This is a genomic window from Actinomadura sp. CNU-125 (assembly GCF_001942465.1).
Lineage (GTDB): Bacteria > Actinomycetota > Actinomycetes > Streptosporangiales > Streptosporangiaceae > Spirillospora.
In genome coordinates, this window is record NZ_MKJY01000421.1 from 1 (window position 1) to 23,405 (window position 23,405).

At 73.3% G+C, this 23,405-nt stretch carries 23 protein-coding genes and 4 pseudogenes; 9 read left to right on the forward strand and 18 right to left on the reverse strand.

All coding sequences use genetic code 11. The annotated features are described in order from the left end of the window. Positions 1–1,026, reverse strand: a 1,026-nt coding sequence (locus tag BJF79_RS52010) for a PLP-dependent aminotransferase family protein (RefSeq protein WP_143220686.1), incomplete at its 3' end; no start/stop codon positions are given. Positions 1,027–1,296: 270 nt separating this feature from the next. Here BJF79_RS52010 and BJF79_RS35605 point away from each other — a divergent pair. Beyond that, positions 1,297–1,866: a hypothetical protein gene (locus BJF79_RS35605; RefSeq protein WP_316043504.1), complete on the forward strand. Its 570-nt coding sequence runs from the start codon at positions 1,297–1,299 to the stop codon at positions 1,864–1,866. Positions 1,867–2,692: 826 nt separating this feature from the next. On the opposite strand, the gene BJF79_RS63255 is transcribed toward BJF79_RS35605, so the two are convergent. The 3 genes and pseudogenes from BJF79_RS63255 to BJF79_RS35620 all read right to left on the reverse strand — a co-directional run bounded on the left by BJF79_RS63255 (position 2,693) and on the right by BJF79_RS35620 (position 4,796). Further along, entirely contained in the window at positions 2,693–3,100 is a 408-nt protein-coding gene (locus tag BJF79_RS63255) for a hypothetical protein (RefSeq protein ID WP_316043509.1), read from the reverse strand. A 211-nt stretch (positions 3,101–3,311) separates the two neighbouring features. Next, a pseudogene (locus tag BJF79_RS63260) lies at positions 3,312–3,710 on the reverse strand (LD-carboxypeptidase); the annotation flags it as partial. A gap of 318 nt (positions 3,711–4,028) precedes the next feature. After that, on the reverse strand, positions 4,029–4,796 hold the full coding sequence (locus tag BJF79_RS35620) for an SIR2 family NAD-dependent protein deacylase (RefSeq protein ID WP_075904027.1): 768 nt from the start codon (positions 4,794–4,796) through the stop codon (positions 4,029–4,031). Positions 4,797–4,911: 115 nt separating this feature from the next. Here BJF79_RS35620 and BJF79_RS35625 point away from each other — a divergent pair. Next, positions 4,912–5,875: pseudogene (locus tag BJF79_RS35625) on the forward strand (sulfotransferase family protein). Between the two features lie 143 nt (positions 5,876–6,018). On the opposite strand, the pseudogene BJF79_RS35630 reads toward BJF79_RS35625, so the two are convergent. From BJF79_RS35630 to BJF79_RS35645, 4 genes and pseudogenes are all read right to left on the reverse strand, one after another. Next, positions 6,019–7,985 (reverse strand): annotated as a pseudogene (locus BJF79_RS35630) (ABC transporter ATP-binding protein); the annotation flags it as partial. A 138-nt stretch (positions 7,986–8,123) separates the two neighbouring features. Next, complete coding sequence (locus BJF79_RS35635) at positions 8,124–8,930, reverse strand: enoyl-CoA hydratase/isomerase family protein (protein WP_262403056.1); 807 nt, start codon at positions 8,928–8,930, stop codon at positions 8,124–8,126. A gap of 309 nt (positions 8,931–9,239) precedes the next feature. Further along, positions 9,240–9,452, reverse strand: coding sequence for a helix-turn-helix domain-containing protein (locus BJF79_RS35640; protein ID WP_075904029.1), 213 nt, complete (start codon positions 9,450–9,452; stop codon positions 9,240–9,242). 116 nt (positions 9,453–9,568) lie between these two features. Continuing rightward, entirely contained in the window at positions 9,569–11,167 is a 1,599-nt protein-coding gene (locus BJF79_RS35645) for an ABC-F family ATP-binding cassette domain-containing protein (protein ID WP_075904031.1), read from the reverse strand. A 280-nt stretch (positions 11,168–11,447) separates the two neighbouring features. Between BJF79_RS35645 and BJF79_RS35650 the strand changes: the two genes are divergently transcribed. Then, the gene (locus tag BJF79_RS35650; protein ID WP_075904076.1) at positions 11,448–12,233 is read left to right on the forward strand and encodes a VOC family protein; all 786 of its coding nucleotides are present in this window, start codon (positions 11,448–11,450) and stop codon (positions 12,231–12,233) included. Between the two features lie 111 nt (positions 12,234–12,344). Here the strand turns inward: BJF79_RS35650 and BJF79_RS35655 are convergent, their stop codons facing one another. The 3 genes from BJF79_RS35655 to BJF79_RS35665 are packed head-to-tail and all read right to left on the reverse strand — an operon-like array spanning position 12,345 to position 14,400. Continuing rightward, the gene (locus BJF79_RS35655) at positions 12,345–13,106 is read right to left on the reverse strand and encodes an AIM24 family protein (RefSeq protein ID WP_075904033.1); all 762 of its coding nucleotides are present in this window, start codon (positions 13,104–13,106) and stop codon (positions 12,345–12,347) included. Positions 13,107–13,108: 2 nt separating this feature from the next. Then, positions 13,109–13,762 carry an AIM24 family protein gene (locus BJF79_RS35660; protein ID WP_075904035.1) on the reverse strand — a complete coding sequence of 218 codons (654 nt, stop codon included), beginning with the start codon at positions 13,760–13,762 and terminating at the stop codon, positions 13,109–13,111. Beyond that, positions 13,762–14,400 (reverse strand): AIM24 family protein, encoded by a 639-nt coding sequence (locus tag BJF79_RS35665; RefSeq protein ID WP_410050187.1) that lies wholly within the window; start codon positions 14,398–14,400, stop codon positions 13,762–13,764. The genes BJF79_RS35660 and BJF79_RS35665 overlap by 1 nt, the downstream gene beginning before the upstream one ends. A 106-nt stretch (positions 14,401–14,506) precedes the next feature. Here BJF79_RS35665 and BJF79_RS35670 point away from each other — a divergent pair, with 106 nt between their 5' ends. The 3 genes from BJF79_RS35670 (at position 14,507) to BJF79_RS56345 (ending at position 16,208) form a co-directional block, all read left to right on the forward strand. Next, positions 14,507–14,770, forward strand: a complete 264-nt coding sequence (locus BJF79_RS35670; protein WP_262403057.1) for a hypothetical protein — start codon at positions 14,507–14,509, stop codon at positions 14,768–14,770. 8 nt (positions 14,771–14,778) lie between these two features. Then, a complete protein-coding gene (locus BJF79_RS63265) occupies positions 14,779–14,901 on the forward strand; it encodes a hypothetical protein (RefSeq protein ID WP_262403058.1) in 123 nt (40 codons plus the stop codon). Between the two features lie 635 nt (positions 14,902–15,536). Next, a complete protein-coding gene (locus BJF79_RS56345) occupies positions 15,537–16,208 on the forward strand; it encodes an EAL domain-containing protein (protein WP_075904039.1) in 672 nt (223 codons plus the stop codon). Between the two features lie 25 nt (positions 16,209–16,233). Here BJF79_RS56345 and BJF79_RS35680 read toward each other — a convergent pair whose 3' ends face one another. Together BJF79_RS35680 and BJF79_RS35685 are read right to left on the reverse strand one after the other, a co-directional pair. Next, positions 16,234–16,902: a response regulator gene (locus BJF79_RS35680; RefSeq protein WP_075904041.1), complete on the reverse strand. Its 669-nt coding sequence runs from the start codon at positions 16,900–16,902 to the stop codon at positions 16,234–16,236. After that, on the reverse strand, positions 16,899–18,125 hold the full coding sequence (locus tag BJF79_RS35685) for a sensor histidine kinase (protein ID WP_262403059.1): 1,227 nt from the start codon (positions 18,123–18,125) through the stop codon (positions 16,899–16,901). The genes BJF79_RS35680 and BJF79_RS35685 overlap by 4 nt, the downstream gene beginning before the upstream one ends. Before the next feature lie 160 nt (positions 18,126–18,285). Here BJF79_RS35685 and BJF79_RS35690 point away from each other — a divergent pair, with 160 nt between their 5' ends. Then, positions 18,286–18,471 (forward strand): hypothetical protein, encoded by a 186-nt coding sequence (locus tag BJF79_RS35690; RefSeq protein WP_075904043.1) that lies wholly within the window; start codon positions 18,286–18,288, stop codon positions 18,469–18,471. Positions 18,472–18,475: 4 nt separating this feature from the next. Then, positions 18,476–19,024 (forward strand): hypothetical protein, encoded by a 549-nt coding sequence (locus BJF79_RS35695; RefSeq protein ID WP_075904045.1) that lies wholly within the window; start codon positions 18,476–18,478, stop codon positions 19,022–19,024. Here BJF79_RS35695 and BJF79_RS35700 read toward each other — a convergent pair. Beyond that, entirely contained in the window at positions 19,021–19,803 is a 783-nt protein-coding gene (locus BJF79_RS35700) for a class I SAM-dependent methyltransferase (RefSeq protein WP_083734497.1), read from the reverse strand. The two genes, BJF79_RS35695 and BJF79_RS35700, sit on opposite strands and share 4 nt — an antisense overlap. Positions 19,804–19,896: 93 nt before the next feature. On the opposite strand from BJF79_RS35700, the gene BJF79_RS35705 reads away from it, so the two are divergent. Then, complete coding sequence (locus tag BJF79_RS35705; RefSeq protein WP_075904049.1) at positions 19,897–20,451, forward strand: Uma2 family endonuclease; 555 nt, start codon at positions 19,897–19,899, stop codon at positions 20,449–20,451. 63 nt (positions 20,452–20,514) lie between these two features. Here the strand turns inward: BJF79_RS35705 and BJF79_RS35710 are convergent, their stop codons facing one another. From BJF79_RS35710 to sufC, 4 genes and pseudogenes are all read right to left on the reverse strand, one after another. Beyond that, a complete protein-coding gene (locus BJF79_RS35710; RefSeq protein WP_075904050.1) occupies positions 20,515–20,871 on the reverse strand; it encodes a metal-sulfur cluster assembly factor in 357 nt (118 codons plus the stop codon). Then, positions 20,868–21,325, reverse strand: a pseudogene (sufU, locus tag BJF79_RS35715) (Fe-S cluster assembly sulfur transfer protein SufU). Before sufU ends, BJF79_RS35710 begins: the two are co-directional and overlap by 4 nt. Positions 21,326–21,367: 42 nt before the next feature. Then, a complete protein-coding gene (locus BJF79_RS35720) occupies positions 21,368–22,630 on the reverse strand; it encodes a cysteine desulfurase (RefSeq protein ID WP_075904052.1) in 1,263 nt (420 codons plus the stop codon). After that, positions 22,627–23,394: a Fe-S cluster assembly ATPase SufC gene (gene sufC / locus BJF79_RS35725; RefSeq protein WP_075904054.1), complete on the reverse strand. Its 768-nt coding sequence runs from the start codon at positions 23,392–23,394 to the stop codon at positions 22,627–22,629. Before sufC ends, BJF79_RS35720 begins: the two co-directional genes overlap by 4 nt. Between the last annotated feature and the right edge of the window lie 11 nt (positions 23,395–23,405).

Below are 23,405 nucleotides of genomic sequence, written 5' to 3' on the forward strand. Positions count from 1 at the left end.
CGCGCGGCGCGGCGGCGGTCGTCGGCGCGAGGTCGGCGAACGTCTCGTCGGCGACGACGGCGCGGCGGGGGCGGCCCGCGCGGCGGCGGTGACCGCGGCGCGGTCGGCGTCCGGCATCAGCAGGCCCGTCGGGTTGTGGAAGTCGGGAATGGTGTGCACCATCCGGACGGCGGCCTGCCGCATCGTGGCCGCGGCCAGCTCGGCGTCCCAGCCCCCGTTCATCCCGACCGGGACCAGCCGGGCGCCCTGCGCGCGCAGCGCCGTCAGCGCGTGCGGGTAGGTGGGACGCTCGACCATCACCGGGTCCCCGGCGTGCACGAGCAGCCGGACTAGCAGCGTGAACGCCTGCTGCGCGCCGCTGGTGACGACGATCTCGTCCGGCCGGGTGGGGACGCCCCGGGCGGTGTACCGGGCGGCGATCGTCTCGCGCAGGCACGCCAGCCCGGCCGGTTGGTAGCCGGGGCCGCCGCTGTAGCGGGGCAGTTCGGCGACGGCCGCCGCCACGGCGCGTCGAAGACGCCGGGCGCGCCGGGGCGCCGCGCAGCCGAGGTCGATGAAGCCCGCGCCGTCCGGGCCTGACTCCGGCACCATCGTGAGGCCGGTCCCCGCCATGCCGAAACCGGGCTCGCCGGACGCGGCGCCGCCGGGCAGCGTGTCGCTGAAGCCCAGGCCGGCGGGCGTCCGGCCGTCGGCGCCCCCCCGGGGTCGCGGGCCGTGCGCCGCCGCGGACATGCCGTCCCCCGCCATCCGCACCGGCGGCAGCGCCGTCCAGCTCCCCGCGCCCTGCCGGCTCTCGATGTAGCCCTCCTCGCGGAGCCGGTCGTAGGCGGCCGTCACCGTGGTGCGGCTGACGCCGAGGGCGGCGGCGAGGTCGCGTTCGGCGGGCAGCCGCGTGCGCAGCGCCAGCCGCCCGTCCAGCACGAGCCCGCGCACGCCCCGGGCCAGCGCCGCGTAGACCGGACGCTCGCGCGGCACGTCGCCCAGCAGCCGGGCCAGCTGGTGTCCGCTCACGTATCGGGTGCTCATGCAAACCACTTTCGCACATTGGCCCTGTAGTTGCCAGACCAATTTGGACAAGAGTGGACAACTCGAACGCCTGAGGAAGGAACGAACGACCAATGGCCCTGATGGCACGCCGATTGGTGCAGCTCTACATCGGACTGGCCCTGTACGGCCTCGGATTGGCCCTGCAGCTGTCCTCGCCTGGGGAACGACCCGTGGGACGTCCTCCACGAGGGCCTCGCGCTGCGGTTCGGCCTGACGATCGGCGTCTGGATCCTGATCGCGGGCGGGCTGGTGCTGCTCGCGTGGATCCCGCTGCGGCTGCGTCCCGGCATCGGCACGATCAGCAACGTGCTCCTCGTCGGCGCGTTCACGGACCTGTTCCTGTGGCTGCTGCCCGAACCGGACGCGCTCGCCGCCCGCACCGCGTACCTCGTCGCGGCCGTGCTGGTGGGCGGCTTCGCCACCGGCTGCTACATCGGCGCGGGGCTCGGTCCGGGCCCGCGCGACGGGCTGATGACCGGCATCGCCGCGCGCGGCCACTCGATCCGCGCCGTCCGGACCGGGCTGGAGCTGACCGTGCTGGCCGCCGGCTGGCTGCTCGGCGGGACGGTCGGCGCCGGCACCGTCCTGTACGCGCTGGCGATCGGCCCGCTCACGCACGTGTTCCTGCCGATGCTGACGATCGAGGCCCCCGCGGCCGAGCCGGACGCCGCCGGAACGACGCGGCCGCCCGGGGTTCCCGCCGAGCCGGACGTCCCGCCCGCCGGGGCGGCCGTGCCCGCGGGAGCTCAGTGCTCGGCGGCCAGCGTCGCCAGCACCGCCGCGAACTCCTCCGGCAGGACGAGCACGCCGTTCTCGTAACGCGTGTGCAGGTAGGTCAGCTCGCCCGCACGCCACCAGTACAGCTGCGGGCTGAGCGACCCCGGCCCCTCCTGGTAGGCCCGGTACGCCTGCGCCCGCAGCTCCTCGGCCGCGGCGACGGCGGCGCGGTAGCGGGCCCGCGGGGAACCCTCGGTCATGCGCAGCGGGTGCGCGACGATGAGGCTGCGGTTCGGGGCGATGACGAGCGCCCCGTAGGGGCCGATCGGCAGGTACTCCTCCAGCCACGCCAGGTGCGTGACGGCGTAGAACGTCCAACCGCGCAGCACCGACACCCGCACGCCGCGCAGGTCCTGCTCGACCACCTGCAGCGGGCCGTCCGCCCGCACGTTGGCGCGTCCGATCATGAACAGCGCGTCCCCGGAGACGGGCCAGTGCCGCATCTCCCCGGTGGTGACCGTCCGCATCGTGGTCGGGGTGTCGACCACCACGGCCTCGATCAGGCCGGGCCCGAACGGGCGGGCGGCGAGGGTGCCGTTGTCGCTCTCGGCCGGATAGATGCGGGTCCGCAGCAGGTGCTGGGCGAGGTCGAAGTCGCTGAGGTCGAGCGGCTCCTCGGTCGCGGTGACGACCGTGGTCACGTGATCGGAGACCAGCGCGGGCCAGTCGTCGCGCGGAACCCGCCGGGCGACCTGCCGCACGTCCCGCATGTTGACGTGCAGCCGCTGCGCGCCCTCCAGCAGCATGATGTCGCCGGGCGCCGGACGGCACGCGTAGCCGAGGCTCTCGGCCACCAGCACCAGCAGCGACTCCAGGGTGCGGTCGTCCGGTGTCTCGCCGTGCGCGTCGCCGTAGGTGTACCGGCCGCTCATCGGGCACCTCCCGCCGCGGGCGCCGTCAGGGTGAGCCCGTCCGCGTCCAGGACGGCCGGGGCGCCGAGTTCGAGCGTGCCTTGGCGCGCTCCATGCCCGGCCGGGACGCCCGCCAGGACGGGCACGCCCAGCCCGCCGAGCCGCGCGGTGAACACGTCGTCGAGCTCGCCCGGGTCGCCGCACCGCTCCCAGGAGCCGAGGGCGATCCCGGCGACGCCGTCGAACCAGCCCGCCTGGAGGAGCTGCACCAGCATCCGGTCGATCCGGTAGGGGGCCTCGGTGACGTCTTCGAGGAACGCGATGCGGCCCGTGGCGGGCGGCGGCGCGTACGGGGTGCCGAGGAGGGTCGTGAGCAGGGAGAGGGTGCCGCCGGTGAGGGCGCCCTCCGCGCGTCCCGGGCGCAGCGCTCGGCGTGCCGGGGAGCGGTGCGGCGCCGCCGAACAGCGCGCTCCGCAGGACGTCGATCGTCCAAGGCCCGGTCGCGTCGGGGGCGGCGCCGGGGGCGGCGTCCGGGGCGGCGTCCGAGGTGATGAGCGCCCCGGCGGCCATCGGGCCGAAGGACGTGGTGACGCCCAGGCGCGTTCCGAACGCGACGTGCAGGGCGGTGACGTCGCTCGATCCGTGCAGGATCTTCGGGCCGCGGCCGCCCGCGGCGTCGGCCTCGGTGGCGGCGGCGAGCACGGCCCAGTCGAGCCGGTCCAGGACGCGGGCGGCGCCGTAGCCGCCGCGGGCGCAGATCACCGCCCGCACGCCGGGATCGCACCAGGCGTCCGCGAGATCGGCGGCCCGGTCGGCGTCGCCGCCCGCGAGCCCGTGCCGGGAGTCGTCCGCGGGCGCGGAGCCGTCGAGGTTGACACGGTCGAGGACGTGCTTGCCGAGCTCCACGTCAAGGCCGAGACGGCGCAGCGTCCCGCACCCGGCCTCCAGCCGCGCGGCTTCGACCGGACCGCTCGGAGCGACCACGACGACCCGGTCACCGGGCCGCAAACGCCTGTAAGTGCGGACATTCCGCATTCCCGCCCGCCGTGCGGACGGTTCGCCGGAGGGGCGCGTCGGACGGCTCCTGTGCCGCCTCCGCGCGGGCGCCCCCGCTCATCAACCCGATTCCTCCTCAGCACCCGACGGTTAGAGCTTGTCAGGATCCGGACGCAGACGGAAGGGGCCTCCGGTCACGACCCGCCAACGGATCCGCGGCCGTGGCCCCACGGGACGCCGCCGGGATCACCGGGGGCGCGCGCGAACGCGGCGACCACCCGGTCACTGTAGCGGGCGGCCCGGCGGTCGCCGGGCGCCGGTCGGCGGGCGTCCGTCCGGGCGTCCGGTACCCGCGGGTCACCGGACGGTGCCGAGGACCAGTCCGACCAACTCCGGCAGCGCCTCCCCGATCGGCAGCCGCAGGACCGCGTCGGCCAGCCCATCGTACGGCGTCTCCGACGCGTTGATGATCACCAGCCGGGCGCCGTGCTCCACCGCCTCCGGGCACAGGCTCGCGGCGGGCTGCACGGTCAGCGACGTCCCCACGGCCAGGAACAGGTCGCACTCGCGCGCCGCGGTGATCGCCGCGTCCAGGACGTCCTGTTCGAGGGCCTGCCCGAACGAGATCGTCGCCGACTTCTGGACGCCGCCGCAGTCGGCGCACGGCGGGTCGTCCTCGCCCGCGTCGACCCGTGTGAGAACCTCGGGCATGGGGGTGCGCAGCCCGCAGGCCAGGCAGACCGCGTCCCGCATGGTCCCGTGGATCTCGATGACGGCGTCGGCGCCCGATCCGGCCCGCCGGTGCAGCCCGTCGATGTTCTGCGTGATCAGCGCGCGCAGCCGTCCGGCCCGTTCCAGCTCGACGAGGGCCGCGTGGGCCGCGTTCGGCTCGGCGTCCCACGCGGGATGGTCGCGGCGGGACCGCCAGGCGCGGCGCCGCACGTCCGGATCCGCGAGGTAGGACCCGATCGTCGACATCGCCTCGGCCGTCGGGTCCTTGGTCCAGACGCCCTCCGGCCCGCGGAAGTCGGGAATCCCGCTGTCGGTGGAGATCCCGGCGCCGGTCAGGACCGTGATCGCCCCGGCCTCCGCCAGGAAACCGGCGAGCGTCTCAGAGTCGTCCATTCTTCCAGGCTAGGGGCAGGTCACAGATTACGGTGGTTAACGGATCAATATCGGACGCGCCCTACGGAGCGTCACGGGCCGACCGGTCCGCAAAAGGTGACAAACTTGGCTTCGTATGAGGTCGACGCCGCACATCCTGGTGATCAACGGCACCAAGGTCCGCCGCCCCGTGTTCGTCCTGGGCGCCCCGCACTCGGGCACGGACCTGCTGGCGCGCGCGATCAGGCGGTCCCCCGGATTCCACCTGACGGCCGCCCGGCCCGAGGTGCTGCGCGTCGTCTACGCCTTCGCGCGGCGGCCCGCGATCGCCGGTGAACGCGGCCGCGGCGCGCCCCGCTGCGGGACGCCTACGCGCAGGCGTGGCAGGTGTCGGCGCGGGCGTGCGGCGAGTGCCCCGCGCTGTGCCGCGACCTCGGCGGGCTCCCGCCCGTCCCCGACGGCGCGCCCGGCGGCGCCGCGCCCCCGGCGGACGCGACGTGCGTGGACCCGCGCGACATCGAACGGTTCGCCGACGCGTCCCCCGACCTGCTGTACAGCGCCGACGTGCTGCTCGACGCGTTCCCCGACGCGCGGCTCGTCCAGGTGATCCGGGACGGCCGGGACGCCGTCGCCGACATGCTCGACGACGAACGCACCCTCGCCTGGTTCCAGCCGGGCCTCGCCAACCTCGACACGGTCTTCCCCAACGCGTTCTTCGGCGTCGAGGACCACACCGAGCGCAGCCGCTGGCCGCGCGCGCGCCCGCCGTCAAGTGCGCGCTGCGCTGGCGCGGCGCGGTGCGGCTCAGCGCGAAGCTGCGCCTGCAGGTGCCCGGGGAGCAGCTGTTCACCGTCCGGTACGAGGACCTGGTCGCCAAGCCGCGCAAGCTCGCCGCCGAGCTGTCCCGCTACCTGGACGCCGAGGTCTCCCGGACGGCGCTGGGCGGGCTCGTCCGGACCGCGGCGGGCGGCCGGGACGGCGACGAGCACGGGGTCGGCTCGTGGCGGGACCGGCTGACGTCCCGGCAGTCGGCGCAGGTCGAGAAGATCGCCGGGATCGAGCTCGGCCGCCTCGGCTACCGGCTGGCCTCCGACTCCTGACCCGCCTGCTCCGCCCGCTCCGCCGGACTCCACCCGGCGGTGAGCGGCGGACCGTCCGCCGCGTCGCGATCGATGACGCCGTCCTCGCCGACGCCCGCCTCGCCGACGCCCGCCTCGCCCGCGTGGTCCCCGGGGGCGCGGTCGTCCTGGCGGGCGAACTGGGTGCGGTACAGCTCGGCGTACAGGCCGCCGCGCAGCAGGAGCTCCTCGTGGCGCCCGCGCTCGGCGACGCGGCCGCCGTCGATCACCAGGATCTGGTCGGCCTCCCGGACGGTCGACAGCCGGTGCGCGATCACCAGCGAGGTGCGTCCGGCGAGGGCGGTCGCCAGGGCGCGCTGCACCGCGGCCTCCGACTCGGAGTCCAGGTGCGCGGTCGCCTCGTCCAGCACCACCACCGAGGGGGCCTTGAGCAGCAGCCGCGCGAGCGCGAGCCGCTGCTTCTCCCCGCCCGACAGGCGGTAGCCGCGGTCGCCGACGACGGTGTCGAGCCCCTCGGGCATGTCCTCGACCAGCGCGCCGATGTGCGCCGCCTCCAGCGCCGCGCGGATCTCCTCGTCGGCGGCGTCCGGACGGGCGTAGCGCATGTTCTCCCGGATGGAGTCGTGGAACAGGTGGGCGTCCTGGCTCACCACGCCGATCTCCGCGCGCAGCGACTCCAGCGTGACGTCGCGGACGTCCGCGCCGCCGATCCGCACGGCGCGCCCGACACGTCGTACAGCCGCGACACCAGGTGCGTGATCGTCGACTTGCCCGCGCCGGACGGGCCGACGAGCGCGACGAGCTGCCCGGGCCGCGCGGTGAAGTGCACGTCGTGCAGCACCTCCCGCCCGGGGGCGGTGTCGGCGCGGGCGATCGACTCCAGCGACGCGAGGGACACCTCGTCCGCGGACGGATAGGCGAAGCGCACGTGGTCGAACTCGATCGCGGGCGCCCCGTCGGCGTCCCCGTTCCCGTCCCCGTCCCGCTTGGCCAGGTCCACTCGCCCGGCGGGGCCGCCCTCGTCCGCCGCGGTCCCGTCCGCGGCCCGGCGCGCGGCCGGGAGGGCGCGGGCGCCGTCCCGGTCGCGGATCAGCGGTTCGAGGTCCAGCACCTCGAAGACCCGGTCGAAGCTCACCAGCGCGGTCATGACGTCCACGTGGACGTTCGACAGCGCGGTCAGCGGCCCGTACATCCGGGTGAGCAGCGTGGCGAGCGCGACGAGTGTGCCGAGCTGGAGGGCGTCGCCCACGACGAGGGAGCCGCCGACGCCGTACACCATCGCGGTGGCGAGCGCGGCGACGAGCGTCAGCGCGGTGAAGAACACCCGGCCGTACATGGCGGCGACGATGCCGACGTCGCGGACCCGCGCGGCGCGGCCGGAGAAGTTCTCCTCCTCCTCGGCCGGACGCCCGTAGAGCTTCGCGAGCATCGCGCCCGCGACGTTGAACCGCTCGGTCATGAGCGAGCTCATCTCGGCGTCCAGCTTCATCTGCTCGCGGCTGACCCGCTGCAGCCGCTTGCCGACCCACTTGGCCGGCAGGACGAACACCGGGAGGAGCAGCAGCGCGATCAGCGTGACCTGCCACGACAGGATCAGCATCGTGACGAGCACCAGGACCAGGCTGATCACGTTCGACACGACCGACGACAGGGTGGTGGTCAGCGCCCGCTGGGCTCCGATGACGTCGTTGTTCAGCCGGCTGACGAGCGACCCCGTCTGCGCCCGCATGAAGAACGCGACGGGCTGGCGCTGGACGTGCGCGAACACCTGCGAGCGCAGGTCGTAGATGAGGCCCTCGCCGACGCGCGCGGAGTACCAGCGCTGCGCCAGCCCGAGGACGGCCTCGACGAGCGCGAGCGCGGCGACGCCGACGGCCAGCCAGATCACCACGCTCTGCTCGCCCGGCACGATCCCCCGGTCGATGATCGCCTTCAGCAGCAGCGGGTTGGCGACCACGATGAGCGAGGCGAACGTGTTCAGGGTGAGGAACAGCGACAGTTCGCGGACGTACGGGCGGGCGTAGCCGACGATCCGCTTCACGGTGCCGGGCTTGAGCTTCTGCTGGGTGACCGTGCTGTCCCGGCGGAACGAGGCCATCACCTGCCAGCCGTTGCCCGGCGATCCCGGCATGCCCACACGCGCCTCCGAGGGTCGGCGCGCGCCCGCGGACGGGCGCGCGCACGTCATCAAGTAATCAAGTAAGCATCACAACGCGCCCGGCGCCGGGGCCCGCCTCGGGTTGAGCTGTGGGCGAAATACCGGCGCGTGCTAGCCGTTGCCGCCGAACATCGCGCGGAGGCGTCCGGTCTGCTCGCGGCGCTCGGCGGCGCACTGCTCTTCGAGGGTGTTCTCCGGCGCCTGCCACAGCAGCCGCTTGGTGGCGACCGCGGCGCCCGGGTTCACCGCGAGCAGGGCCGCGACGAGGTCGGCGACCGCGCCGTCCAGGCCGTCGGCGGGGACGACGATCTCGGCGAAGCCCAGCCGGGCGGCCTCGTCGGCGGCGACGGTGCGGGCGGTCAGGCACAGCTCCAGCGCGCGGCCGATCCCGACGATCTCCACGAGCGGCTTGGTGCCGGTCAGGTCCGGGACGAGCCCGAGCGCGGGCTCCTTCATGCAGAACTTGGCGTCGTCGGCGACGACGCGCATGTCGCAGGCCAGCGCGAGCTGGAAGCCGCCGCCGATGGCGTGGCCGTGCACGGCGGCGACCGTGACGATGTCGGGGCGCCGCAGCCAGGTGTAGCCCTCCTGCAGCTCGGCGATGAACCGGTCGGTGGCCGCGGCGTCGGACCCGTCGGAGAAGCCCTCGCCGTCGCCGGAGAACATCGACAGGTCGATCCCGGCCGAGAAGCAGGGCCCCGCGCCGCGCAGGACGACGACGCGGACGTCCGCGGGCAGGGAGCGGCCGATCGCGGCGAGTCCGCGCCAGGTGGCGAACGTCATGGCGTTGCGTCGCTCGGGCCGGTTCAGCGTGACGGTGGCGACGGCCCCGTCGATCTCCAGCGCCAGCCCGGCCTCGGCCAGTTCCGCCTCGCCCGGCGCCGCGGCCGGTGCCGGGCGCGCGTCCATGTCCGTCATCTGTCCCCCTCCTGGTGGGCGGCCCTGCCGAGGGCCGCGCCCGAATGGCTTCGCGTCGGCGGCGGCGCACCGGCACGGTGCCGCGGTGACGCAGTGGGGCCCGCCCCGCCGTCCACGAGGCGGGACCCATGCCGATCCCGCCGCGACCGAACCCTACTCGGTCGGCCGCGGCGCCGGTTCGGGCGTCTCCGTCCAGGGAGGACGCTCCCGGAACCTCCGGGCCTGACCCGTTGCCTCCGCCCGGCGTCGGTCACGCCGGAACGGCCGCAACGGGTCAGGTGGGGCGCTGCTCCGGGGGTCGGCGTCCGGTCAGGACTTCTTGCCCCGGGTCGCGCCGCCGCGACCGCGAAGGTTGACTCCGGACTCGGTCAGAATCCGGTGGATGAAGCCGTACGAGCGGCCGGTGGCGGCTGCCAGGGCGCGGATGCTCTCGCCGGCTTCGTACCTCTGCTTCAGGTCCGTCGCCAGCTTGTCGCGCTCGGCACCGGTCACGCGGGTGCCCTTCTTCAGGGTCTCGGCCACGAGTACCTCCCGTAGTGATGTGGTGACCGCTGCGTTATCCCCCGCCATGATCAGTCATTCCCGGCCGTTCGGCTACCCACTCGGCGAGAAAAGATCTGCGGAAGATGCCGCGCAGGTCACGCAAGCGTCACCAGATCGGCAAACTCGTCACTCCAGATGTCCTCCACACCATCCGGAAGCAAGATCACTCTTTCCGGAGCGAGCGCGTCCACGGCGCCCTCGTCGTGGGTGACCAGGACGATGGCTCCGGCGAAGGTCCGCAGGGCCGCGAGGATCTCCTCCCGGCTGGCCGGATCGAGGTTGTTGGTGGGCTCGTCCAGGAGCAGGACGTTCGCGCTGGAGACCACGAGCATCGCCAGCGCCAGCCGGGTCTTCTCGCCGCCGGACAGCACGCCCGCGGGCTTGTCGACGTCGTCGCCGGAGAACAGGAACGAGCCCAGGATCTTGCGGACCTCGACGGGCGCCATACCGGGCGCGGCCGACTGCATGTTCTCCAGCACCGACCGGTCGACGTCCAGCGTCTCGTGCTCCTGGGCGTAGTAGCCGAGCCGCAGCCCGTGCCCGGCCTCGACGGTGCCGGTGTCGGCCTCGTCCACCCCTGCCAGCATGCGCAGGAGGGTCGTCTTGCCGGCGCCGTTCAGGCCGAGGACGACCACGCGGCTGCCCTTGTCGATCGCGAGGTCGACGTCGGTGAAAATCTCCAAAGATCCGTACGATTTCGACAAACCCGTCGCGGTGAGGGGGGTTTTGCCGCACGGAGCCGGGTCCGGGAAGCGAATTTTGGCCACCTTGTCGGCCTGCCGCTCCCCCTCGACGCCCGCCAGGAGCTGCCGGGCACGGCGGTCCATCTGCTGGGCCGCCTTGGCCTTGGTGGCCTTCGCGCGCATCTTGTCGGCCTGCGACAGCAGCGCGGTGGCCTGCCGCTGGGCGTTGGCGGTCTCGCGCTTGCGGCGCCGCTCGTCGGTCTCGCGCTGGTCGAGGTACTTCTTCCAGCCGACGTTGTAGATGTCGACGACGCTGCGGTTGGCGTCCAGGTGGAACACCCGGTTCACGACGGCGCCCAGCAGGTCGACGTCGTGGCTGATCACCACGAGCCCGCCCTGGTGCGACTTCAGGAAGTCGCGCAGCCAGACGACCGAGTCGGCGTCGAGGTGGTTGGTCGGCTCGTCCAGCAGCAGGGTGTCGGCGTCGGAGAACAGGATGCGGGCCAGCTCCACGCGCCGCCGCTGCCCGCCCGACAGGGTCCCGAGGGGCTGTCCCAGCACCCGGTCCGGCAGGCCGAGGCTGGAGGCGATCGAGGCGGCCTCGGCCTCCGCCGAGTAGCCGCCGAGCACGTGCAGCCGCTCCTCCAGCCGCCCGTACCGGCGCACGGCCTTGTCCCGCGCGCCCCCGGTGGCGGTGGCCATGGCCTCCTCGGCGGCCCGCAGGTCGCGGACGACCTCGTCGAGCCCGCGCGCCGACAGGATGCGGTCGCGGGCCAGCTCGTCCAGGTCGACGCCGCGGGGGTCCTGGGGGAGGTAGCCGATGGTGCCCGACGAGGTGACGGCGCCCTGGGCCGGGATCGCCTCCCCGGCCAGCACCTTGGTGAGGGTGGTCTTCCCCGCGCCGTTGCGCCCAACGAAGCCGACCCGGTCGCCGGGGTTGACCCGGAACGAGGCGGACTCGATCAGCAGCCGGGATCCGGCGCGCAGCTCGATGTCTTTCGCAATGATCACAGTGACAGGGCTCCCCTGGACGGGACGGTTCGACGGGCAGGCGCACGAAACGGCGCGCCGCACGGTCCGGTGACCGGGGCGCGCCAGAACGGCCTGTCAGTTCGGGAGCGAAACCATCGGGCCAGTCTACGTGACGGCATGCCGCGTCCGTCCCACCCTTTTCCACCGAAATCCGAGCAGGTGAGCTATTTCATTCCGGGTATGGGGAGGACGCACGGGTCAGCGCATGCGACGGGGACGCCGGGCCGGAAACGGCCCACGACCAAGGAGCGTGGTCGACATGACGCACGTCACGAGAAACGCACCCGAGGGAACGCCCGACTGGCTGGACCTCGGTGTCCCGGACGTCGAGCGGGCCAAGTCGTTCTACGGCCCGATCTTCGGCTGGGAGTTCCGCGACACCGGCGCGGAGACCGGGCACTACAACCTGTGCCTGCTGCGCGGCGAGTCCGTCGCGGCGATGATGCAGAACCCCGACGAGGACGCGACCGACTTCTGGTGGGACGTCTACTTCGCCACCGACGACTGCGACGGCACGGTCGCCCGGGTCGCCGACGCGGGCGGCGAGGTGGTCGAGCCCGCGATGGACGTGATGGACCTCGGCCGGATGGCGATCGTCCGCGATCCGCAGGGCGCCCAGTTCGGGCTGTGGCAGGGCCGCGCGCACATCGGCTCCGCCTACGTGAACGAGCCGGGCTCGCTCGTCTGGAACGAGGTCGTCACCCCGGACCCGGAGGCCGCCCGGGACTTCTACGCGGCGGTGTTCGGGCACCAGGGCGAGCGGATGCCCGCGGAGGAGGCGGGCGGCATGGACTACACGGTCCTCAAGCGTCCCGACGGCCGTTACATCGGCGGCCTCATGGGCGAACCGGACGCCTCGTCGGCGTCCTGGCAGTCGTGCTTCGCGGTCGGGGACGCCGACGAGGCCGTCCGGCTGGTGCGCGAGGGCGGCGGCGCCGTCGACCAGGAACCGGTCGACTCGCCGTACGGGCGGTTCGCGTCCGTCCGCGACCCGTTCGGCGCCCGGTTCCAGGTGATGAAGCCCGCACCCGAACCGGTGGGCTGAACTTCCGCCGCCGCGTCCGTCCCGCGGCCTCCGCGCCGGGGCCGGGCCGGGCCCGAGGGGCGGACGCCGCGTCCGTCCCGCCCCTCGGGTCCGCGAGCCCGCCCGCCGCCGTCAGTCCTGGCGTTCGGCGGCCAGGCGCTGGTTGATCGTGTGCTGGAGGCGCTGCAGGCCGGACGTGCCGACCATCCCGATCTGGCCTTCGAGGTCGCGCAGCAGGACGTCCTCGTTCATCACGACCTCCGACGACTGCATCAGCACGGTTCCCTGGCCGGTGAAGTCGAACTGGTGCTCCTCGCCGGACGCGCCGCCGATGCCGAACGCGGCCCGCGCGGCGCCGAGCACGCCCCGCATGTACGAGTGGTCGTAGTGGTGGCACGGGGACGGGCAGTCGGCCCAGCCGAGCAGCGCCTGCGGGTCCACCCGGACGGGCGGCTCGACGAAGTGGACGGGCCCGTTCGACGCGGCCACGAACCGTCCGGTGCCGATCAGCGTGAGGAAGCCCGGGATGATCGACTGCTTCAGTTCCAGTCCCGGTTCGAACGCCAGCAGGTTGCCCGCCCGGACGGTGAGGTTGCCGTCGTCGAGGTCGAAGGAGTTCACGTCGAACCCCCGGTCGGCCAGCAGGAGCTTGCCCTGCCCCTGCGCGACGATCCAGTCCTGCGCGTACAGCGGGGAGTTGAACGTGTGCGCGACGAGCGCGTCGAGCGGACCGGCCGACAGCGCCTCGAACTTGATCCGCCCGTAGTAGGCGATCATCTTGCCTTTCTGCGCGAACCACTGCCCGTTGAGGTCCACGCTGAAGGCGTAGGGGTTGACGTTGTCGTTGGCCGGCAGCGTCCCGGGGTTCCAGGTCTGCGTGCCGTAGCTGGTCACGGTCAGATCTTCCTCTCGCTGGCCTGGACGTAGACGACCCCGGAGCCGCTCAGTTCGAGCTGGAACGCCTCCCCGGAGCCGCGGCCCACCAGGTCGCGGATCCCGACGGCGGTGCTCAGCTTGTTCTGCACCTGGCCGCGGTGCCCGACGTACGCCTGCGGGTCGACGTGGACGGGACGCTGCGGGGTGATCGGCATCTCCATCACGCCGCCGTGCGAGAGCAGCGCGCAGGAGCCCTGCCCGGACAGGGTCGTGGTGAACAGGCCCTGGCCGGTGACCGCGCCGCGGATGACGCCGCGGACGCCGCCCTGCTCGCCCATGAACATCGTCCCGACCTGCAGGCTCGCGTCGTGCACGAGGAGCCGGTCGGCCTCGACGTAGAGGGTGTCGGTGCCGTCGAGTTCGACGGTCGTGACCTCCATGCCCGCGTGCCCGAACATCACCTGGCCCTGCCCGGTGACGTGCATCATCGACGTGCGCTCGCCCGCGACGGCCCGTCCGATGGTCTGGCCCAGGCCCTGCCCGGCGGTGGCGGACGGCGCGAACGACACGGGGCCGCTGTAGCCGAGCATCGCCCCGCGCTTGCTGTACACTTCGCGCCCCGGGCCGACCTGCACCTGGAGCATCTTGGAGTTGATCGACTGGTATCCCGGCATCACATCTCCAGAATTCCGCCGCGCTCGGCAGGCTGCACGTAGACGAGGCCGTGGCCCTGGTACCGGAACTGGACGCTCTCGCCCGACCCGTGACCGAGGACGGTCCGGAAGTTGACGTCGGTGACGACGTCCTGTTCGAGCCGCCCGATGTGCCCGACGTAGGCGTGCGGGTCGACGCTGAGCGGCGTCTGCGGCGTCACCTCGAGGGCGATCGCGGGGCCGTCCGACAGGATCGCGGCCGTCCCGTGCCCCTCCACCTTGGTCGTCGCCAGGCCCTGCCCGGTGCCCATGCCGCGCAGCCCGACGAAGTGCACGCCGGTCTGCAGTCCGCCGTCCAGGGCGAGGAGGCTCTCGGACTCCACGTAGAGGGTGTCTCCGGCGAGCTGGACGAGCGTGACCTCGGTCGCCTCGCTCGCCAGGTACACCGTCCCCTGGCCGCTGACCTCCATGAGGGTCATGCCCTCGCCCGCTATCTTGCGCTTGAGCGCGCCGCGCAGGCCCTCGCCGCCGCTCATGCCCTGCCGCTTGAAGGCCATCTGCCCCTCGTAGGCGACCATGGCGCCGTTCAGCGCCCTGATCGATTCGCCCGCGAGATCGACGGCCAGCATCTTGGAGCCGTTCAATCGAAATTGCGCCACGGGCCGATAACATACCGGCCTGCCCCCGCCCAACCCCAGGCATCGGCCGTGAGCGGCCCGGCGCGTTGCGGGCGGACCCGCCCGGTGATCGGGGAAGATGACCTCCATGTGGATCGCTCCCGAACGCCGCAGCATCAGCCGGTGGGCCGTCCCCGGCCTCGTCCTGGCCGCCGCGGTGGTGGTCGGCGCCGTGCTCGCCGCCGACGGCCGCACCGGCACCGGACTCGTCGCGCTCTGCGCGCTCGCCGGGTACGCGGGGCTGCTGGCGCACCGGCGGCACGACGGCGGCCCGGCGTTCGGCGAGGGCTTCGGTTCCGGGCACCGGACGCGCGCGCACCGGCGCGGCGCGCCGTCACCGGGGACGTACTGACCGTCGCCGTGGTCGCCGCGCTGATCGTGCAGGCGCTGCGCGGCGCCGAGATCGCCCCGTACGCGTGGCTCGCGGCCCTCGCGGGCGGCACCTACCTGCTGGCGGCGCTGTTCGCCGGACGCGACCTGTGATCATCACTTATGATCATGCGGGGCGCTCCTGACCTGGCGAATTGTGCGTTAACACTTCCTGACAACTGAGGTTTCGGACGTTTGGAAGCGGCATCATGCGGATGTGTCAGCCCTTGATGTACTTCTCCCGGCCCGTGCCGTGTTCCACCCGGTCGTCGACCTGGGCACCGGGACCGTCGTGGCCGTTGAGGCGCACGCGGGCCCGGCTGCGGCCCCGTCCGCCGGGCCCTTTCCGGAGGGGACCCCGTACGCCGATCACGGTTCGGGCGGGTACCCGGTGCCGTCCGCTTCCCCGGCCTGGACCGACCCCGCCGCCGAGGACGTCCGCGCGCCGTCGAGGCGGCGGGCGCGGCGGCGGAGCTGGGCACCCGGCTGCCGCTGCTGATCGGCCTGCGCGCCGAGACGCTCGCCGCGGGCGCGAGCACGTCCTGGAGGAGCTGCACCACGGGCTCGGCGGGACCGGCCGCCGCCCGGGCGAGATCATCCTGTGCGCGACCGGCGGCTATCCGCCCGCGACCCGGCCCGCGGTGGCGGCGCGCTCGGCGGGCTGCGCCGGGCCGGCTACCTCGTCGGGCTCGCCGGGCGCGCGCCGCGCACGCGCCGCTGGATCTGCTCGCCGACGTCCGCGCCGCTACGTGCTCAAGCTCGACGCCGACCTGGCCCGCCGGGCGCCCGGCGAACCGCGCCGTTCCGCGCTCGCCGCGAGCCTGATGGAACTGGCGCACCGGCTGGAGACGCACGTGCTCGCGCCCGGGCTGGAGACCCAGGACCAGGTGCTGCACCTGCGCGGGCTCGGCGCGCGGCTCGCGCAGGGACCCGTCCTCGCCCCGCCGGAGTGGCGGCCCGGCATGCCGGTCAGCGTGCCCGTCGCGGCGCACGAGGAGCCTGCGGGGCGGCTCGGCCACGCCGCGCTCGGGCCCCGGGTGTCGGAGTTCACGCTGCCCGCGATCACGATGCCGCACACCGCCACCGCCGACGAGGTGCTGGACGCGCTGAACGCCGAGACGGGCGTGACCAGCATCGTCCTCGTGGACGAGCGGCAGCGCCCGTACGCCACCGTCGACCGGACGCGGTTCCTGCTGCGGTTGTCGGGCCCGTACGGGCACGCGCTGCACGCCCACCGCCCGGCGGCGCGGCACGCCGACCCGCCGCGCCCGGTGCCGCGCACCGTCCCGGCGGTCGCGGCGCTGCGGGCGGCGGGCCGGGAGAACGACCGGGTCTACGACGACCTGGTGGTGGTGGACGAGGTGGGCCGCTGCCTGGGCATCGTCCGGGTCGCCGACCTGATCCGCGGCCTGTCTCCCTGAGCGGCCGCCTGCGGCCCGCGGCGGATCACCTGGGTCCGGGACGACCGGCGGGGCCTTCCAGGCCCTCCGCGGCCGTCTCCTGCGCGAGGATGGCCGCCTGGACGCGGCTGCGCAGCCCGAGTTTCGCCAGAATGCGGCTGACGTGCGTTTTCGTGGTCGTCTCGGCCATATCGAGGCGCGCCGCGATCTCCCCGTTCGGCAGGCCCTCGCCCAGGCAGCGGAACACCTCGCGCTCGCGCGGCGTCAGATCCGCCAGCCCCGGGACGGGCGCGGGCGCCGCCGGGCGCCCCGCGAACGCGCCGATCAGCCGCCGGGTCACCTTCGGCGCGATGATCCCCTCCCCCGCCGCCACCGTGCGCACCGCCTCGACGAGCCGGTCGGCGTCGACGTCCTTGAGCAGGAACCCGGACGCGCCCGCCCGCAGCGCGCCGAACACGTACTCGTCCACGTCGAACGTCGTCAGCACGAGCACGTCGGTGAACCCGGCGATCTCCCGGGTGGCGGCGATGCCGTCCAGTTTCGGCATCCGCACGTCCATCAGGACCACGTCCGGGCGCAGCTCGCGGGCCAGCTCCACCGCCCGCTCCCCGTCGGCGGCCTCGCCGACCACCCGCACGCCGGGCGCGGCGCCCAGGATCAGGACCAGCCCGGCGCGCACCGCCGCCTGGTCGTCGGCCACCAGCACCTCGATCACGAGGCCACCTCCCTGTCGGCGGGCGGATCGGCGGGCAGTTCGGCGCGCACCCGCCAGCGGGAGCCGTCCGGCCCCGGCCAGGGTCCCGCGTCGAACCGTCCGCCGAGCAGCGTCGCCCGCTCCCGCATCCCGATCAGCCCGCTGCCCGTCCCGGGCAGCCGTGCGCCGTCCGTCCCGAGCGGGCTCAGCACGTCGATCGTCACGCCGCCCCGCACGTACTCCACCACCACGTCCGCGCTCCCGGGACCGGCGTGCTTCAGCGCGTTCGTCAGCGACTCCTGCACGATCCGGTAGGCGGCCAGCTCGACCGCCGCGGGCAGCTCCGGCGGTTCCCCGGCGACCTGCAGCCGCGCCGACAGGTCGCTGCGCGACGTGCGCGCCACCAGCCGTCCGAGCTCGGACAGCCGCGGCTGCGCGGGCGGGTCGGCGCCCTCCTCGCCCGCGTCGCCGTCGCGCAGCAGCCCGATCATCCGGCGCATCTCCGCGAGCCCCTGCACGCTGTTCTCGCGGATCACCTCCAGGGACCGGTCCAGCGTCTCCCGGTCCAGGTCACGGACCTTGAGGACGGCCGAGGAGTGCAGCGCCACCGCGCTCAGATGGTTGGCGACGACGTCGTGCAGCTCCCGCGCCATCCGGGCCCGCTCGGCCCCGACGGCGGCGCGCCGGTCGAGCTCGGCGAGCCGCGCGACCTGCTCGGCGCGCAGCCGCTCCGCCTCGGCCCGCGACCGGTGCTCCCGGACGGCCATCGCGGTCAGCACCGGCGCCACCCAGGTGATCCCGGCGACCGCGCCCAGCAGCACCACCACCGACAGGCCGCCCTCCAGCGCTCCCGCGACCACCAGCGCGCCCATGGCCGCCGCGACGGCCAGCGTCGCCGCGATCGTCACGCCGAGCAGCCACTCCGCGGTCCGCCGCCGCCCGTACAGGCTCGCCGCGTACAGCGCGTCCCCGTAGATCATCAGCGTGGCGAGGCTCGGCCCGAGCACCACGTCCAGGACGTTGAACGGGGTCGCCACCGCCAGCCCGGTCAGCGGCGCCTTCCGCCGCAGCAGCATCGCCGCGCACAGCCCGGCCAGCGGCACGACCCGCAGCACCAGCGGCGGCGACGCGCCCGAGAACTTCACATAGCCGTCCGCGACGATCATCACCAGCCCGGCGGCCAGGGACGCCGCGGCGATGAGCGCGTCCTGCGGGGTGGTCAGCCGGCGGGCGGAAACGAGCACGTTCCCATCTCAGCACCTCCCGGGACGTGCCGCGTCCACCCGCGTGAGGGTCGCCCGTACATCCTTCGGACGACCCGCGAAACGTCACCGCGGACGACGCGCCGGGCATCCGGCGTGCCCGACGCTTGAGGGGTACCGCCAGTTCGGAAGGGACGGCCCCATGCGCACCATCGGAACCATCGTCGCGATCGCCGGCCTCGCGTCCGTCGTGAACCACGCGATGGGCGGCGAGCAGATGGAGGTGCTCCAATGGTCGGACGCCCACCAGCCCCTCGCGGGGATCGGTCTCGGCGTCCTCGGCCTGCTCGTCTTCGGCCTCGGCGCGGTCTTCTCCCGGGACCGGTGACACCGTGCTCATCGCGATCATCGCCGCCTGCGAGATCGGCTTCTGGGTCGTCCTCGGCGCCGGTCTCGTCGCCCGCTACCCGCTGCGCATGCGCCGCCTCGGCGCCCTGCTCCTGCTCTGCGTGCCGCTGATCGACGTCGTCCTGCTCGCCGCGACCGTCCTGGACCTGCGCCGGGGCGCCGAGGCCGGCTTCGCGCACGGCCTGTCGGCCGCCTACCTCGGCTACTCGATCGCCTTCGGGCACAGCATGGTGCGGTGGGCCGACGAGCGGTTCGCGCACCGCTTCGCGGGCGGCCCGCCGCCGCGCGGCAAGCCGCGGGGCGGCCCGGCCCGCACCCGCTACGAGTGGCGCGAGTTCGGCAAGGCGTCCCTCGCGACCGCGATCGCCTGCGGCATCCTCGTCGGCATGATCGCCCTCGTCGGCGACACCGGCCGCACCGAGGCCCTCTGGGGATGGACGGCCCGCCTCGGCGTCGTCCTCGCGATCTGGGCGATCTGGCCCGTCGGCCACACACTGTGGCCGTCCAAGGTCCCGGAGAAGACGCGGGGTTAACCCCGTACCGTACGGACGGCCGTGGTGACGATGGGCAGCGCGAACTCGCCGGCGGCCGTCTCCGGCGTCCCCCGCAGGTACTCCAGCACCCGTCCGAGCACCTCGCCGCGCTCGGCCTCGTCCAGCACCAGCACGTGCGAGTGGGTGCCGACGGTGGCCGTCATCGACTCGGCCGTCCGCCGCTGGACGTGCGGGAACTCCGCGCGCTCGACCACCGGGAACCAGCGCGTCTCGGGGACGGTCTTGGGCCGCCACCGCCGCAGCGACACGCTGCTCCGCGAAACCTCCTTCATCCCGGCGACCCACGGCACCCGGTCGTCGTCGAGGTTCCACAGCCCGGCGAGCACACCGCCGGGCGCCAGCACCCGGTGGATCTCGGGCATCGCGCGGTCGAGGTCGAACCAGTGCATCGCCTGCCCCACCAGGACGGCGTCCACGGCCCCGTCCCCGAGCGGGATCTCCTCCGCGCCGCCCCGCAGGGCCCGCACGTCCGGGAACCCGCGGCGCAGTTCGTCCAGCATCGCCGGATCGGGCTCGACGGCCACGAGGTCGGCGGGGGCGAGGCCGTCCCGCAGGAGGACCCCGGTCAGCTTGCCGGTGCCCGCACCGAGATCGAGCACCCGCGGCGGCGTCCGTCCGGCGAGCGGCTCCAGCGCCCACCGCACCGCCGCGACGGGATAGTCCGGCCGCTCCGCCGCGTACAGGGCCGCGCTCCCCCCGAACGAGGCCGCCCGCCGCGCCACGAGCTCCGGATCACTGTCCGGAAAAGCATCCTTCACGACTGAAGACCCTATTCGCTCGCCACGCCGACCACCCGCCCGCCTCCGGCGAACCACCGCACTCGACTACTCACGCTCGGTAACGTGGTCGAGGTGACCCCCGACAGCACCGACGCCCTTGAGCACGTGGCCGCCTTTGCGGAGCGGACGGGTTTCGCGATCTCCAAGCTCGAGTCGTTCGGCGACCAGATCGCAATGACGACCGGCATGTGCTGGGAACACGGTTTCAACATCACCGTCGTCAGGGAGCAGATCCCGGCGGGAAAACGACACGTTGTGGCGAATGTCGGTCTACGCCTGACGGCAGAGCCCACCGAACCGGTCCCGGGTTTGGTCGTCGCGGAGGAACGACTGGCGCCCGGGGCGAAGCCGTGGGCGCACGAAAGCGAGTTGTTGGTCGAGGTGGTTTCGCAGAATAACTACCGCGAGGACTACGCGGGGAAGCAAAAGCGGTACGCACGATCCGGTGCGCCCCAGCACCTTCTCGTTGACCCGCGTGAGGGGCCGTGCCTCCTCTACACGGAACCGCTCAAGACGCCGGGCGTCTACAGGTACGTCTCCACCACGTCTTTCGGGGAGCCGGTCGCCGGAATCGCGTGCATGGACGGCGCCGACCTCGATACCTCGGAGTTCCTCCGGTACACGTGATCCTCGGACGCGCGGAGGCCGCGTCCCCGGGGTCGGGGGCGCGGCCTTCGTGCGCGGGCTTCGTCAGACGTTGAAGCCGAGGGCGCGGAGCTGGTCGCGGCCCTCTTCGGTGATCTTGTCGGGGCCCCACGGCGGGAGCCACACCCAGTTGATCTTGACGTCCTGCACCAGGCCGTCCAGGGCGCTGTGCGCCTGGTCCTCGATCACGTCGGTGAGCGGGCAGGCGGCGCTGGTCAGCGTCATGTCCAGGGTGGCGACGCCGGAGTCGAGGTTCACCCCGTACACCAGGCCCAGGTCGACGACGTTGATGCCGAGTTCGGGGTCGACGACGTCCTTGAGGGCTTCGAGGACCTCCTCCTCGGCGGCGGTGCCGGCCGGGGCGGTCTCGGTGTTCTCGGTCGTCTCGGCGGTCTCGCTCATGATGCCTCTCCGAGTGCGCGGGCGGTCGCGTCCTTCCACGCCATCCAGGCGAGAAGGGCGCACTTGATCCGGGCGGGGTACTTCGACACCCCGGCGAAGGCGACGGCGTCCTCCAGGACGTCCTCGTCGGGTTCGGCGTCCTGGCCGCGCGACTGCATCAGCGCCAGGAACTCGTCGCCGACCTCCATCGCCTCCTTGACCGACTTGCCGATCAGCAGGTCGCCATCACCGAGGCGCTGGCCTGGCTGATCGAGCAGCCCATGGAGTCGTAGGAGACGTCGCTCACCGTGGCGTCCCGGCCGTCGCCGTCCAGGTGGACGCGCAGCGTCACCTCGTCGCCGCACGTGGGGTTGACGTGGTGCGCCTCACCCTCGTACGGCTCCCGCAACCCTTTGTGCAGGGGATTGCGGTAGTGGTCCAGGATGACCTCCTGGTACATCGCCTCCAGCTGCATGTCGTCCTTTCCAAGCCTTTCTGGCTACAACCGGGGCGGCGCTCAGGCTGTTCCGAAGAACTTCTGCGCCCGCCGCACCCCGTCGGCGAGCGCGTCCACGTCCGCGAGGGTGTTGTACAGGTAGAACGTCGCGCGGGTGGTCGCGGGGATGCCGAACCGGCGGCAGATCGGCCACGCGCAGTGGTGCCCGACGCGGACCTCCACGCCGAGGTCGTCCAGTACCTGGCCGACGTCGTGCGGGTGGATGTCCTCGACGGTGAACGACACCGCCCCGCCGCGCGCCTCGGTGGTGCCGGGGCCGATGATCCGGACGCCGGGGATCTCCCCCAGCCGCTCCAGCGAGTAGCCGACGAGGGCGTCCTCGTGCGCGTGGACCCGGTCCATGCCGATGGCGGCGAGGTAGTCGCAGGCGGCGCCGAGCCCGATGGCCTGCGCGGTCATCGGGACGCCCGCCTCGAACCGCTGCGGCGGCGGCATGAACGTGGTCGACTCCATCTGCACGACCTCGATCATGGATCCGCCGGTGATGAACGGCGGCATGGCCTCCAGCAGTTCGCCGCGGCCCCACAGCACGCCGATGCCGGTGGGGCCGAGCATCTTGTGCCCGGAGAAGGCGAGGAAGTCGACGCCGAGGGCGCGGACGTCCACCGGCTGGTGCGGCACGGACTGCGCGGCGTCCAGCAGGACGAGCGCGCCGACGGCGTGGGCACGCTCCACGATCCGGTCGACGGGCGTGACGCTGCCGAGGACGTTCGACTGGTGCGTCAGCGCGACGATCTTCGTGCGCTCGCCGACCAGGTCGTCCAGGTTCGACAGGTCGAGGCGGCCCTCGTCGGTGATCCCGAACCAGCGGAGCGTCGCCCCGGTCCGCTGACATAGCTGCTGCCACGGGACGAGGTTCGCGTGGTGCTCCATCTCGGACACCACGACCTCGTCGCCGGGCCCCACCTTGAAGCGTTCGGCCTCGGGCCCCGCGGTCGCGGCGTTGCTCATCGCGTACGCCACGAGGTTGATGCCCTCGGTGGCGTTCTTGGTGAACACGATCTCGCCGGGCGTCGCGCCGACGAACCGGGCGATGGACGCGCGCGCCTTCTCGTACGCCTCGGTGGCCTCCTCGGCGAGCAGGTGCGCGCCGCGGTGCGGCGCCGCGTTGTGCCGCTCGTAGAACTCCCGTTCGGCGTTCAGCACCGCGACGGGCTTCTGCGAGGTCGCCCCCGAGTCCAGGTAGACCAGGGGGCGGCCGCCGCGGACCGTGCGCTGCAGGAGCGGGAAGTCCTTCTTCAGCTCCTCCGGCAGCAGATTCATGCCGATGCGCCCGCCTTCACGTACTTCTCGTAGCCCTCGTTCTCGAGCTGGTCGGCGAGCTCGGGGCCGCCCTCGGCGACGACGCGGCCGTTCGCGAAGACGTGCACGAAGTCCGGCTTCACGTAACGCAGGATGCGCGTGTAGTGCGTGATCAGCAGGACGCCCGTGCCGGGCGCGGACGAGAACCGGTTCACGCCCTCGGAGACGACCTTGAGGGCGTCGACGTCGAGGCCGGAGTCGGTCTCGTCCAGCACGGCGATCTTCGGCTTGAGCATCTCCAGCTGGAGGATCTCGTGCCGCTTCTTCTCGCCGCCGGAGAAGCCCTCGTTGAGCGAGCGCTGCGCGAACGCGGGGTCGATGGACAGGCCGTCCATCGCCGCCTTCATCTCCTTGGCGAACTCGCGCAGCTTGGGGGCCTCGCCGCGGACGGCCGTGACGGCCGAGCGCAGGAAGTTCGAGACGGACACGCCCGGCACCTCGACCGGGTACTGCATCGCCAGGAACAGGCCCGCGCGGGCGCGCTCGTCGACGCTCATGGACAGGACGTCCTCGCCGTCGAGCGTCACGGTGCCGCCGGTCACCTCGTACTTGGGGTGCCCGGCGACCGCGTACGCGAGGGTGGACTTGCCGGAGCCGTTCGGCCCCATCAGCGCGTGGGTCTCGCCGGCCTTCACGGTCAGGTCGACCCCGCGCAGGATCTCCTTGCTCCCGTCGGTGCCTTCGCCGACGGAAACGTGGAGGTCGCGGATCTCAAGCGTGGCCATGGTGTGTGTCG